The sequence below is a fragment of the Clostridium sp. MT-14 genome (genome assembly GCF_042436595.1).
GTDB classification, from domain to species: domain Bacteria; phylum Bacillota; class Clostridia; order Clostridiales; family Clostridiaceae; genus Clostridium_B; species Clostridium_B aromativorans.
In genome coordinates this window covers 268,027-281,841 of the sequence record NZ_JBHMIY010000001.1, presented here as the reverse complement: position 1 = coordinate 281,841, position 13,815 = coordinate 268,027, and the positions used below count along the sequence as shown (strand labels likewise).

Here is a 13,815-nt window from a genome sequence, read left to right as displayed (position 1 = left end):
TTTTTATATAAGAAAATTGAAATCGAATGATTCTTGAGCATATGAAATAAAACTGAAGGAGGTTGTTTGAATGGAACATTTAATTAGGGTGAAAGGCACAGGCAGTATCAATGTTAAGCCGAATTTAATTGTTATTACCATGAACCTTGAATCGCAGCATTATAATTATGACAAGACAATGGAACTTGCGGCTGATTCAGTAGAGATTTTACAAAATGCAATTGAATCAGCAGGTTTTGACAAAAAAGATCTAAAAACAACAAGTTTTAATATAAAAACACACTATGAAAGTTATCGTGATAATAACGACAATTATAGAAGCAAATTTGATGGATACATTTGCAGGCAAAGTTTAAAAATTGAGTTTGATTTTGACACAGAAGTAATGTCAAAGGTATTTGCTGCTATTGCAAAAACGCAAATAAGTCCACAGCTGGATATACAGTTTTCTGTTAAGGATAAATCTGTTATCAGTGAAAGGCTTTTGGTAAGTGCTGCCAAAAATGCGAAACACAAGGCGGAAATTTTAGCAAAAGCATCAGGAGTCATTCTTGGGGATCTGGTTAGTATTGATTACAATTGGAGTGAACTGCACCTTTATTCTCAAACAAGATCTGGGGTAGAGGAAAATTGTATGGCTGTTCAGTCATCTTATGCTCCGGGTATCGAACCAGATGATATAAAAGTCAGTGATACAGTTTTATTTGTATGGGAGATAAAATGATAAATATGATGATTAAGGAGGTACACATAATGCTGGACAAGGCAATTCTAATAGCTGCAAAGGCCCATGAGGGTCAGGTTGACAAAGGTGGACAGCCATATATACTGCATCCTCTGCGGGTGATGTTTTCAAGAAGAAGTGAAGCTGAGAGAATATGTGCAGTGCTTCACGATGTAGTAGAAGACACTGATATATCGCTGGACTACCTGAGAGATCAGGGATTTTCCGAGGAAGTACTGTCTGCACTGGATGCTCTCACCAGGCGATATGGCGAAACCTATGATGAATACATAGGCAGGATTGTAAAAAATAAAACAGCCGGTCATGTAAAAATGTGTGATCTATTCGATAATATGGACTTGTCGAGGATAAAAAATCCTTCAGATGCAGATCGCGAGAGGGTGAAAAAATACCGTAAAGCTGCAGATAGAATATCTGATGCACTTGATCAGAATGAGGATGGAGAATTTATATGTACCAGGGAAATTGAAATAGATGGCTGTGTATCGGTGCCGGAAAACTGTTCAGAAGATGAATTCTGGGATAAGTTTATAGATTTTATTGAGAGAAATTACTGGTCTTTTTTCGGCGGCATAAATGAAATCAAGTGATTCTTGAGAATATGGAAAGGAGAAAATATATACATTATTAATAGGAGGTCATTATGTCTCATAAAAACTGTGCAGATGTAAATCCATTAAAAAAAATAAGATCTGACAAAGAAACGCTAAATCCCACAAAATTGAATAAAAGTTTTAATCAGTGTGGTAAGAATTTTATAGAAATAAAGCTAAAGTTTGAAGATACCGATATCAAAGATACATTTTCAAGATTTGGTACGCATACATTAGGAGAAATTCTTACTGAAGATAAATATATGAAATTGAAAGATGAATGTTATCGAATATACAAAGAATATATGAATATGAAATTGGGTCTATTCCTTGTCAGGCTTAAACAAGATAATGATTTATTTTACAAAAAATTTCTTAATCCTTATGGTGATGAACTTTTCTGTAAATTTAAAATGGAACAAAACCCTCTGGAAAAATGTAAGGGAATTTATATGTATGTATGTAATGAAGAGATAAAGTATATAGGGAGAGTGAAAGGTAATTTTAATTTCTATAAGAGGATAAATTCTGGGTATGCTAGTATTTCTCCGAGAAATTGTTATATTGATGGTCAGGCGACCAACTGTCATATAAATTCCATAATCAACAATATAGGGAGTAAAGTTACATTTTATGTCATGCCTTTAGAAGATGATGAAGAAATATGTTCATTGGAAAGGAAGCTTATTAAAGAAAATCAGCCGGAATGGAATATTGCTCTTAAATAAATTTCTAAGTGGTATTGTGTAGAATACAACATTGTAAATGTTATAATAATTTATTTATAAATTATTATACAATATAAAAATTATATATAAATGGGGTGAAGATTGAATGTCTATAAAGGAAAAGGAACAGCTTACAGAAAAACAAATGTCCATACTTAACAGTGAAATGGACAAGCGAAAAAAAAGTGTTGGACTTTCGTATGTGTTATTTATTTTCTTTGGTTCTTTAGGTGTTCATAAGTTTTATTTAGGCAATAAAAAAATGGGTATCATTTATTTGGTATTGGGGATTTTTGGATGGATAGCCATTTTAACTGGTGGCATTTCAGCTATTTCAAGTGAAGGCGCTAGTGGAGGTGGAGCATCCATCATTGGCCTAATATGTATTATAGTACTGGCTATAATGCTTTTAGTTGATTTATTTACAATTCCAAAACAAGTCAGGAAAGAATATGAGGAAGAAGAACAGATAGTTATAAATAGTTTACTTAATAATAACCAATAATACAAGGTCTATTTTATATTTTTAAATTATATGGGGCTGCTGCATAATTAATTATGCAGCGACTCATTTTTTAAAAATTATTATAGATAAATAACGATAAAGGACATCAATTTGCGGTAAATGTTTTATTCGGAGTTGTATTGTATTAATAGTTTCAATGATTACAGTATGGAATATAGTGATGAAAAATAAAATAAGGAGAAGTTCATTTTATGATGAATGTAAAATTTTTGTATAATCATCATGGCATATCTAATTCAATTGGAGAAAGGTTGAAATATCTAATAAGTAAGACAAAAAATGAAGTTATAATTATGTCACCTTATATTTCAAACAACCCTTTAATAGATATGATTTATGACTTAAATGGAATAAAGTTAAGAGTGCTAACACGATTTTCTCTGGAAGATTTTTTAAATGATTCGTCAGATATAAATATAATTGATAGGTTAGTTAAAAATCCAAACTCAGAGGTAAGGTATTATTCTAATCTTCATGCCAAAATTTATATTATCGATAGGCAGAAAGCTATAGTAACTTCAGCTAATTTCACTCAAAATGGTATGTACAATAATTTAGAATATGGTGTTTTAATTGAAAATAATTTGGATAATATGCTGGAAGATATAAATAATTTATGGAATAAAGCCGGTGTAATAAATGATAAAAAAATAGCTTTAATACAAAATAAACTTGATGTTTTCAAGAAAAATAAGAATCAGATAGACGGTATAAGGAACCAAGTTATAAAGGTTGATAAAAAAGTTGTAAAACAGAAGAAAAGTCATCAATATAAGGAAAAGAATCGGACTATGAGTGGTAAAAACTACGGACAAAAGGAGGATAAAAATCATTTAAATAAAATAAATGATAGAATTGTTCATAATATTTCAGAGTATAAAGCTTTAAATTTAATAATTAACGAATGTAATATGAAAAATTTTGAACAGAAGGTTTTTGAAATTTATAATTTGATTAAAAATAATATACCTATAAGTGTAAGAAGCTCTTGTAAATTTAGATATAGAAAAAATAAAAGAGAAGTAGATGTAGCTATGAATATAATGAACTACAGGATTTTTCTTTTTCCATTTAAAAATAAGCCAATAGTTCAAATAATTTATCCTAAAATAAATATATATGATTTGAAATATATAATTCCTGAAGAACGATTAACAAATATTTCAGAAGAATGGATATTTAAAAATATTGAATGTTATATTCTCTGTTTGAGTTTTGATGAAGTCCTGAAATTTAAAAAAGAAAATTGGGAATCATTTGCCAAAGCTTGCCTAATTGCCTACAATGGTAAAAAAACCAGAATGAGGGATTCAAACATGATAGTTGACTGGAATAATAATGAAAATGGTAATTTATGAAATAACACGGACTTGTCAAGGATAAAAAATTCTTCAAATGTAGATTACGAGAGGGTGAAAAAATACCGTAAAGTCGAATATAGGATATTCTATGCTCTTGACCAGAATGAAGATGGAGGGTTTATTAACACCAAGGAAATTGAAATAGATAGCCACGTATCAGTACCAGAAAACTGTTCAGAAGATGAATTCTGGGATAAGTTTATAGATTTCATTGAGAAAAATTACGGGTTTTTTGACGGTGGCATAAATGAACTGAAATGAGATTAAAATATTTGGGGAGATTGTAGTGGAAAAGGTATAGGTGTCCCTGCTGTGGAGAATTGTCGTTAGATGAAGAAAATGGCTGGGATATTTGTGGACTGTGTGACTGAGAGGATGATCCTCTGCAAAAAGAACAACCGGACTATAGTGGTGGAGCTAATTCAATGAGTCTTAATGAGGCCAAGAAATATTTTAATAGAGAAATATTGTATAAAAAGTTAACGGTGTATGATCATTATTGTCCACTGCTTGATAAGAAAATTACAGGGAAATTGTGCCATGAAATAATTATGGTGACTAAAGTGAAATTAGCCTTTTCAGCAGTTTTGGGGATAAAAGTTTTTTCGAAAAATGAGACATGTTCTATTTGCAATTTTTGTCCAATAAATAGGACAATGAATAATTAAGGAGCATTTAGTAATGTGGAAAAAGTATAAAAAAGGTATAACTATTGGTAAAGTTGGCTCTGAAAATGGAATAGTGATAATTGATGAAACTTATGGCGATGAAGCCCGAATAATACTTGAACGGGATTGTGGTAATACACCATTTGCTATAACCATAGGCATCTATGGCCTAATGGTCCATACAGCTTTTGCTTCCAGTAATGGTGAAGCTGAGAAGAAATATTGTGAAATGAAAGAAGATGTGAAAAAATTATTGGATAATTGGAAAGCAGAAGAAGATGATGAATTAGATGACTGGATGGATCAATTTTGTAATAAGTATTGATAATGATTAGATGAATTATAGGAGAAACTAAATATGAGATATATAAAAATAATTATTTCTATTTTTATATAAGATTGGGCATTTTGCCCTATTTTTTTGGCATTTTTTATGCTTGCTTACACTGATGGAAAAGATGAGATTTAAATCATACTTAACAAAATGATATAATTCTTATTAAAAAATATTGACTGGGACAATAAAAAGAGGTAATATAATTGTATTGACTAAGACAATGAGGCCTAAGTTAGGTGGTGGTGGATTGATAGGATTAGAATATATCTTAGGACTTTACAATATGCAGCATATAGAACTTGCCAAAGAACTTGGATTGAAAAAACAAAATATTAACTTGTGGATAAAGGGCAAACAGGGCATACCCAAAAAATATTTACCAAGACTTGAAAAAATGTTTGGAATTAGCAAAGAGTATTTTCCTAAAGAGTTAAATGAAATAGAAAAACTTGAAATTCAAAAAGAAAAATTGAAAAAGGAATTAAATCCCGTAATTGAAAAATATGATAAGCAGTTCATGGTAAAAGACACCAAGGGTATCTATAAAGTGCCTATCTACGATAAAGAAGAGATGAACAGAATTGAGAGAAAGATTGAAAAAGCAAAACTTGTTTCTAAATTTAAACAAGCTTTGGATGTAGTAGATGACAATCCATATATGGATACCTATAGGCTTATTACTGAATTGCTGAGCAAAGCTCAGCAGGAAGTTGTTCTACATAGAACCATCGAAGCACTGGCACACTACATGGAGGTTCTTCCGGATAAAATAAACAGTGATGAAAGCCAGGATGAGTTTGAAAGTGAAATATTTGAAATATTTGATGATTATAATTTTTAGATCAATTGCTTAATACAGAAGAATAAACAGGGAGGAATAAAAACAATGTCAACAGGAAATATTGGATTTGAGGAAACACTGTGGAAGTCTGCGGATAAACTGAGAAGCAGCATGGATTCATCAGAGTATAAACATGTGGTATTGGGACTTATATTTTTAAAATATATTTCTGATAAATTTGAAACCAAATACAACGAACTTGTGGAAGAGGGAGAAGGTTTTGAAGAGGATAGAGATGAATATGAAGCAGAGAATATATTCTGGGTTCCCAAAGAAGCTAGATGGAATTATATAAAAGATAATGCTAAAAGTCCAAAAATAGGGCAATTAATTGACGATGCCATGATTTTAATAGAAAAAGAAAATGCTACACTCAAAGGTGTTTTAGATAAAAGATATGCAAGACCAGAGCTTGATAAGAGAAGGCTTGGAGAGCTTATAGATTTAATTTCTATTATAAAACTTCATAAAAATGGTGAGAAGGATTTGCTTGGGAGAGTATATGAGTATTTTTTAGGAAAATTTGCCGATGCAGAGGGAAAAGGCGGTGGAGAATTCTATACTCCAACTTCAGTTGTTAAAACATTAGTTGAAATGATAGAGCCATATCAGGGAAGAATATATGATCCTTGCTGTGGCAGCGGTGGTATGTTTGTTCAAAGTGAAAAATTTATTAAAGAACATCAGGGAAGAATCAATGACCTATCTATTTATGGTCAAGAGTTAAACTCTACTACATGGAAGCTCTGCAGAATGAATCTTGCCATAAGAGGTCTGGATGCAAATATAGGACCACATAATGATGATACTTTCCATAATGATCTGCATAAAACATTAAAAGCTGATTTTATTTTAGCCAATCCACCTTTCAATATAAGTGATTGGGGTGGGGATAAATTGACGGAAGATGTCAGATGGAAATATGGTATTCCACCGGAGGGAAATGCAAACTATGCGTGGCTTCAGCACATGGTGTATCATCTGGCTCCCAATGGCTGTGCAGGCATAGTACTGGCAAATGGGTCACTAAGCTCGAATACTTCAAATGAGGGAGAAATAAGAAAAAATTTAATTGAAGCACCTTTGGTAGATGCAATAGTAGCATTACCGGATAAGCTGTTTTATTCAACAGGCATACCAGCCTCACTGTGGATATTAAACAGAAATAGAAAGAATAATCCTGAATTTAGGTGTAGGGAAGATGAAATACTTTTTATAGATGCCAGAAATTTGGGAGAAATGATTGACAGAAGGCACAGGGAGCTGAGTGAAGAAGACATAAAAAAAATTGCAGATACCTACCACGGATACAGAAATATAGATGGAAACTATGAAGATATCAAGGGCTTTTGCAAAGCAGCAAAACTTGATGAAGTAAGACAAAACGAATATATATTGACTCCAGGGAGATATGTGGGAATAGAAGAAGCAGAAGATGATGGGATTCCCTTTGATGAAAAGATAAAAACACTGACAGATGAGCTGGGAGAGTTGTTTGATAAATCCCACTGCTTAGAAGAAGAGATAAGGAAAAACCTTAGGGGGATTGGATATGATATCTGATAAATGGATGCAAGCAAAATTGATAGATGTGTGTGAATTTATTTCTAGAGGGATAACACCATCATACACTAACAAGGGTGGGGTTATTGTAATTAATCAAAAATGTATTAGAAATAATACTGTAAATTTTAAAGCATCAAGACTTACAAATCCTAATAAGAAAAGAATTTCAAAACAAAAATATTTGAAACCATATGACATACTTATAAATTCTACAGGTGTAGGAACACTTGGAAGGGTAGCTCAGCTTAAAAATGTTAAAGAACTTATTACGTGTGATTCTCATGTAACTATAGTTAGGGCTAACGAAAAAGTGTATCCTGAATATTTAGGATATAATCTTTTTATGCAACATTCAAATATTGAGAGATTAGCAGAAGGTTCTACTGGCCAGACTGAATTGTCTAAAACTAGATTAGGAGAAGTTATAAATTTATATATTCCACCTTTAAAAGAACAAAAAGCAATAGCCCATATCCTCTCAACCCTGGATGAAAAAATAGAAGTCAACAATCAAATGAACAAGACTCTTGAAAAAATGGCTCAATTAATATTCAAACACTGGTTTGTGGATTTTGAGTTTTCCAATGAAGAAGGGAAGCCTTATAAATCAAGTGGTGGAAAGATGGTTCAAAGTGAGCTGGGGATGATTCCTGAGGGGTGGAAACTAAAAGCTTTAGGCAAGGTACTAAATACAATTGAAGCAGGTAATAGACCTAAAGGTGGAGCGGGTAACTTAAACAAGGGAATACCAAGTATAGGAGCTGAAAATATAATTGGATTAGGCAAATATAATTATAGTAAAGAAAAGTATGTATCATATGATTATTTTAAAAATATGAACAAAGGAATAATAAAATCTGGGGACGTTTTACTTTACAAAGATGGTGCTAAATTAGGAAGAAAAACAATATTTATGAATGGATATCCTCATGAAAAATGTTGTGTAAACTCCCATGTTTTTATATTGAGAACTAATGAACTTATATCTCAAAGCTACCTTTATTTTTGGTTAGATCAAGATTGTATGACAAAAGATATTATAAATCTCAATGCGAATTCAGCACAACCAGGTATAAATCAGGTTCAAGTTAAATCATTGAAAATATTAATTCCGGATAAAAGTATAATTAATAAGTTTGATATTATAATATTATCTTTGTTGAAAAGAATATTTTTAAATTGTAATATTAATAATGAGCTAACTCAGTTGAGAGATACATTACTTCCAAAACTTATGTCGGGTGAAATAAGAGTGCCTTTGAACAATTGAGAACCAACTGAATAAATTTAATTTATTAAAGAGGGTGATTAGAATACAAAAACTTGAAGATGTATTTAGAAATTTTGATACAGCACCGGTTCTATTTATTGGTGCTGGTATCTCTAGAAGATATTTGGGGTTGGCAAATTGGGAAACTCTTTTGCGTGAAATGGCAAAATTGACTAAAGATAATGAGTTCGCATTTGAAATATACAGTAGAAAAGCTAAAAATGAGGGATTTAAAATTGGTGAGTTTCAGAAAATAGCAGAATTGATAGAATGTGATTTATCGGATATTTGGTTTGAAGATCCTAAGTTTGAGGAGAGTAGGAGAGAATATAAAGAACTTGCCTTAGCAGGAGCCTCGCCATTGAAAATAGAAATTGCTAAATATATTAAAAATAATTCTCTAAGTGTTAAGGAAGAGTATGTTGATGAAATTAAATTGTTCAAGAAACTAGGTAAAAAGAGTATAGCAGCAGTTATTACAACAAATTATGATAATTTTATAGAAGACAGTTTATATAATTATAGGAGATTTATAGGACAAGAAGAGCTTATATTTTCAAATATACAGGGAGTAGGTGAAATATATAAAATTCATGGCTGTTGCACTGAACCGGATTCCATAGTAATTAATGAGAAAGATTACTTGAATTTTGAGGAAAATAATGCATATCTTGCAGCCAAGATATTGACCATTTTCTTGGAACATCCAATTATTTTTCTTGGGTATTCTATTGAAGATAAAGATATTAAGAGTATTTTAAAGGCCATAGTGAAATGTCTTTCAAAGGAAAAATTAGAGAAATTTAAAAAAAGGCTTATTTTTGTAGAATGGAATAATTCAAGTGAGGAGGATCAAATATCAACTCATAGTATATCTTTTGAAGATGAAAAAACTTTAAATATGACGAGGATATATATTAAGGATTATTCTAGGTTATATAAAGCATTACTAAAAAATAAATTTAAATATAATACTGCTGTATTAAGAAGACTTAAGGAAGAAATTTATGACTTGGTTATTAATAATGAACCTACTACAAAAATGAAAGTTGTTGGAATAGAAGATGATGAAAATCTGGATAATATAGAAGTTGTAATTGGTGTAGGAGTTTTATCTGAATTTGGTAAAAAAGGATATTGTGGGTTAAAGGTTGAAGAAATATTTAAAGATGTTCTATTTGATAATGGAAATTATGACTCTAATCTTGTAGTTACTGAAAGTTTGCCTGTACTGCTTAAACGTAATACGGGAAGTGTTCCAATATACAAATATATATCAAAAGCGACAGTTGAAATACCTGCATATGTGCAGCATGCAATTAGGACAAAATATGAGGATTTATTAAGCAGATCAATACGTAATAATAAAAAAAGACAAGATTGCATTGATAAAACTGTAAATCATATTGTATCAAATAATGATCCTAATAAGAGCTTATGGCTAATTTCCTTTTTACAAGAGGAAAATATTGATATTGAATCACTTGGCAATTTTTTAAGAGATTATTATAAAAATAATCCTGATATTTTTAGTAATGGTAGAAGTGCTGATAAAACTAATTTTAGACGATTGATTAAGATATATGATTGGTTAAAATATTATAGAACTAAAGAATCCTAGTCAACTTAGTAGGGAATAAATCACCCACCAAACAACTAAGATTCTTGATAACCTACTAAATACTGCCAATTGACGAATAGCAGGGAATAAATCACCCGCCTCGTTTAAGCAATATATTATTAACATATGTTATTATATTTAAATTATACATGAAAAAGATTGTTAAGGCAATATAAAAATTTTCCATAGAAGCAAATAGTTGTTTTTTGTATAAAATGTCATATAAGATGATAAAATAAGTATAAGGAGGGGGTTATGCCATGAGTGCACTTGAAAATTTTACGGAAGATCAGCTGGAGCAGGCAGCTGTAGAAATATTTAAGAAACTTGGATATGATTATGTCTTTGCTCCTGATATATCCTGTGACGGAGATTATCCTGAAAGGAAAGATTATAGGGATGTCATTTTAAAGGATAGAGTTAAGGATGCACTGTTTAGAATAAACAGGGATTTGCCGGAGGAAGCCCTTGAAGATGCCTACAGGCAGATAATAACTTTTAACAGTCCTGTGCTTGAGGAGAACAACAGGCATTTTCATAGACTTTTAACGGAGGGTGCGGAAGTTTCCTATATGGAAGGCGGACTGGCAAGGACAAAAAGAGCTTATATTGTGGATTTTGAAAACAATAGCAATAATGAGTTTTTGGTGGCAAATCAATTTACCATTGTTGAAAATGAAGAGAGAAGATCTGATCTTGTAGTATTTGTAAATGGTATTCCACTGGTGGTCATTGAGCTTAAATCTGCTTCTGATGAAAATGTAGGGATTGAAAATGCCTACAATCAAATTCAAACCTATAAAAGGGATATACCTTCTCTTTTTAACTACAATGCCTTTTGTGTAATATCTGATGGAATTAATGCAAAAGCTGGAACCATAACCTCTAATGAAGAAAGATTCATGAATTGGAGAACCATAGATGGAGAAAATATTGAGCCTCTGTCTGTTCCGCAGTACGAAGTGCTGTTTAAGGGAATGTTTGAGAAAGAAAGATTTGTTGATATAATTAAGAATTTTATTTTATTTCAGGAATCCAAAGAAGAAGAAAAGGATTCATATGGAAACAAAATTGGGGATAAAAAGACCATAATAAAGATACTTGCAGGGTATCATCAATATTTTGCCGTTAAAAAGGCACTGGAGAAAACTAAAATTGCAATAAGTGCCCATGGAGACAGGAAAATAGGTGTTGTCTGGCATACTACAGGTTCGGGGAAAAGCTTTACCATGGTATTTTATGCAGCGCTTCTTGCTGAAAAATTCAATAATCCTACCATAGTGGTTATAACTGATAGGAATGATTTGGATGACCAGTTGTACAGGACCTTTTCCAAATCGGAAGATCTGCTCAGGCAGACTCCCAGGCAGGCTGATGTCAGAAAATTGACCGATGAACAGAAAAATCAGCAGGTTAAAGAAAATGTAAGAGAAATCAATGGACTTTATGATCTGTTAAATGACAGGGAATCCGGTGGAATTATATTTACCACTATTCAAAAATTCAGGCCGGAGAGTGATGAAATGCCGGTTTTAACAGACAGGAGAAATGTGATAATTATTGCTGATGAAGCTCACAGAAGCCAGTATGGTCTGGAAGCAAAAACAGATACTAAAACAGGTAAGGTAAAATATGGATATGCAAAGCATTTGAGGGATGCATTGCCCAATGCCTCTTTTATAGGATTTACAGGTACACCCATTGAAAATGAAGACAAATCCACACCGGCGGTATTCGGCCATTATATAGACGTTTATGATATGACAAGGGCTGTTGAGGATGAAGCCACAGTTAAAATATACTATGAAAACAGGGTAATAAAGCTTGAGACCAATGATGAAGAACTCAAGAAGATAGATGATGAATTTGAAGAAATTACAGAAGGTCAGGAAGAAAGGGAGAAGGAGAAGAATAAATCCAAATGGTCAAGACTTGAGGCAGTAGTTGGATCGCCTAACAGAATTAAAAAACTTGCCCAGGATATTGTTAGTCATTATGAGGAAAAGGCCAAAACCGTCGATGGAAAAGCCATGATTGTATGTATGAGCAGAAAGATTTGTGTGGATTTGTATGATGCAATTGTAAAATTGAGGCCGGATTGGCACAGTGATGATTTATACAAGGGTAAGATTAAAATTGTAATGACTGGAAGCGCTGCGGACGAGCCCAGGATGCAAAAACATATTGGAGGAAAACAGAGACGTGATACTCTTGCCAAAAGGATGAAGGATAATGAGGATGAACTTAAAATAGTCATTGTCCGTGATATGTGGCTTACAGGTTTTGATGTTCCATCTTTGCATACAATGTATATTGACAAGCCTATGAAGGGCCATAATTTAATTCAGGCAATATCAAGAGTCAATAGAGTTTTTAAGGATAAGGCTGGTGGGGTCATAGTTGATTATCTGGGTATTCTTGAAAGTTTAAAAAAGGCTTTGAATGAATATACGGACAATGATAGGAAGAATACTGGAATAGATACTTCTGCAGCAGTGGCTGTCATGCTGGAAAAACTGGAAATCTTACAGGATATGATGCACCGCTTTGATTATTCCGATTATATGGGTAAGTCACAGGCGGGAAGAATCAGGGCAATTACCGGCGGAATGAACTTTGTATTGGGAAAATCTCAAAAAGAGCAGAAGGAATTCAAACAGATAGCAGTAGAACTTGCAAAATCCCATTCGCTCTGTGCAGCTACACCTGAAGGGAAAGAATCCGCACTTGAGATAAGTTATTTTAAATGTGTAAAGGCAAGCCTTGCAAAGCTTCAGGAGAAAAAGCTCCGGAAAAAATCCAAAAAAGAGATTGAAGAAAGAGTAAACCAAATGCTTCAGCGTTCCATAATATCGGAGGAAGTAATAGATGTATTTGATGTTATGGGTATTGAAAAGCCTGATATATCAATTTTATCAGAGGAGTTCCTTGAAGAGATCAAAAATATACAATATAAAAATCTTGCTGTGGAAATGCTGAAAAAATTGCTTGAAGGTAATATAAAGACCATGGAGAAAGGCAATCTTGTAAAGTCGGAAAAATTCTCCGAAAAACTCAAGAGGGCTCTGAATAAGTATAGAAATCAGGCTATTACCAATGCAGAGGTTGTAGAAGAACTTATAAAAATGGCCAATGAAATGAAGAAAGATGTGGAGAATGAAAAAGATTTGGGAATGAATAGAGATGAGGCTGCTTTTTACTACGCCCTGACAGCAGATGATGCTGTAAAACAATTTATGAAAGATGATGTTTTGAAGAAAATAGCTCATGAGCTGACTGCAGTAATCAGAAAAAATATAACTATTGACTGGAGTATAAGAAAAAGTGCCCAGGCAGGTATGAGGAGAATTATAAAGAGACTTTTGAAAAAATATGATTATCCTCCCAAGCAGGCTAAAAGTGCTTTGAAAACTGTAATGAAGCAGGCTGAATTAATGTGTGGTAATGTGGAAAGCCATGCATATTCAGGTTATGGGAAAGTTGCGGAAGATGAAGGGTATTATAAAGTCTGATATTCTACATTGAATATTGGCAATCTTATGTAATTTGTGTGGAGGTA

The 13,815-nt window shown here is 32.4% G+C and carries 12 protein-coding genes and 2 pseudogenes; all 14 read left to right on the top strand.

All coding sequences use genetic code 11. The features are described from left to right. Positions 1 to 70 precede the first annotated feature (70 nt). The 14 genes and pseudogenes from ACFHWD_RS01335 to ACFHWD_RS01270 all read left to right on the top strand — a co-directional run bounded on the left by ACFHWD_RS01335 (position 71) and on the right by ACFHWD_RS01270 (position 13,768). Positions 71 to 724, top strand: coding sequence for an SIMPL domain-containing protein (locus ACFHWD_RS01335; protein ID WP_229980531.1), 654 nt, complete (start codon positions 71 to 73; stop codon positions 722 to 724). Between the two features lie 29 nt (positions 725 to 753). After that, positions 754 to 1,170, top strand: a pseudogene (locus ACFHWD_RS01330) (GTP pyrophosphokinase); the annotation flags it as partial. A gap of 218 nt (positions 1,171 to 1,388) precedes the next feature. Further along, positions 1,389 to 2,066 (top strand): hypothetical protein, encoded by a 678-nt coding sequence (locus ACFHWD_RS01325; RefSeq protein ID WP_229980529.1) that lies wholly within the window; start codon positions 1,389 to 1,391, stop codon positions 2,064 to 2,066. A gap of 106 nt (positions 2,067 to 2,172) precedes the next feature. Beyond that, positions 2,173 to 2,571 (top strand): TM2 domain-containing protein, encoded by a 399-nt coding sequence (locus tag ACFHWD_RS01320; RefSeq protein ID WP_229980527.1) that lies wholly within the window; start codon positions 2,173 to 2,175, stop codon positions 2,569 to 2,571. A gap of 212 nt (positions 2,572 to 2,783) precedes the next feature. Next, a complete protein-coding gene (locus ACFHWD_RS01315; protein ID WP_229980525.1) occupies positions 2,784 to 3,950 on the top strand; it encodes a phospholipase D family protein in 1,167 nt (388 codons plus the stop codon). A 54-nt stretch (positions 3,951 to 4,004) separates the two neighbouring features. Then, positions 4,005 to 4,214: a hypothetical protein gene (locus ACFHWD_RS01310; RefSeq protein ID WP_229980523.1), complete on the top strand. Its 210-nt coding sequence runs from the start codon at positions 4,005 to 4,007 to the stop codon at positions 4,212 to 4,214. A 41-nt stretch (positions 4,215 to 4,255) separates the two neighbouring features. Beyond that, positions 4,256 to 4,324, top strand: a pseudogene (locus ACFHWD_RS01305) (hypothetical protein); the annotation flags it as partial. A 54-nt stretch (positions 4,325 to 4,378) separates the two neighbouring features. Further along, positions 4,379 to 4,621 carry a hypothetical protein gene (locus tag ACFHWD_RS01300; RefSeq protein ID WP_229980521.1) on the top strand — a complete coding sequence of 81 codons (243 nt, stop codon included), beginning with the start codon at positions 4,379 to 4,381 and terminating at the stop codon, positions 4,619 to 4,621. A 13-nt stretch (positions 4,622 to 4,634) separates the two neighbouring features. Then, positions 4,635 to 4,946, top strand: coding sequence for a hypothetical protein (locus ACFHWD_RS01295; protein WP_229980519.1), 312 nt, complete (start codon positions 4,635 to 4,637; stop codon positions 4,944 to 4,946). A 220-nt stretch (positions 4,947 to 5,166) separates the two neighbouring features. Further along, complete coding sequence (locus ACFHWD_RS01290) at positions 5,167 to 5,799, top strand: helix-turn-helix domain-containing protein (protein WP_229980517.1); 633 nt, start codon at positions 5,167 to 5,169, stop codon at positions 5,797 to 5,799. 45 nt (positions 5,800 to 5,844) lie between these two features. Further along, positions 5,845 to 7,362 (top strand): class I SAM-dependent DNA methyltransferase, encoded by a 1,518-nt coding sequence (locus tag ACFHWD_RS01285; RefSeq protein ID WP_229980516.1) that lies wholly within the window; start codon positions 5,845 to 5,847, stop codon positions 7,360 to 7,362. Beyond that, entirely contained in the window at positions 7,352 to 8,635 is a 1,284-nt protein-coding gene (locus ACFHWD_RS01280) for a restriction endonuclease subunit S (protein ID WP_229980515.1), read from the top strand. Before ACFHWD_RS01285 ends, ACFHWD_RS01280 begins: the two co-directional genes overlap by 11 nt. Before the next feature lie 34 nt (positions 8,636 to 8,669). Next, positions 8,670 to 10,256, top strand: coding sequence for an SIR2 family protein (locus ACFHWD_RS01275; RefSeq protein WP_229980513.1), 1,587 nt, complete (start codon positions 8,670 to 8,672; stop codon positions 10,254 to 10,256). Positions 10,257 to 10,516: 260 nt separating this feature from the next. Further along, positions 10,517 to 13,768 (top strand): type I restriction endonuclease subunit R, encoded by a 3,252-nt coding sequence (locus tag ACFHWD_RS01270; RefSeq protein WP_378059895.1) that lies wholly within the window; start codon positions 10,517 to 10,519, stop codon positions 13,766 to 13,768. Positions 13,769 to 13,815: the final 47 nt, after the last annotated feature.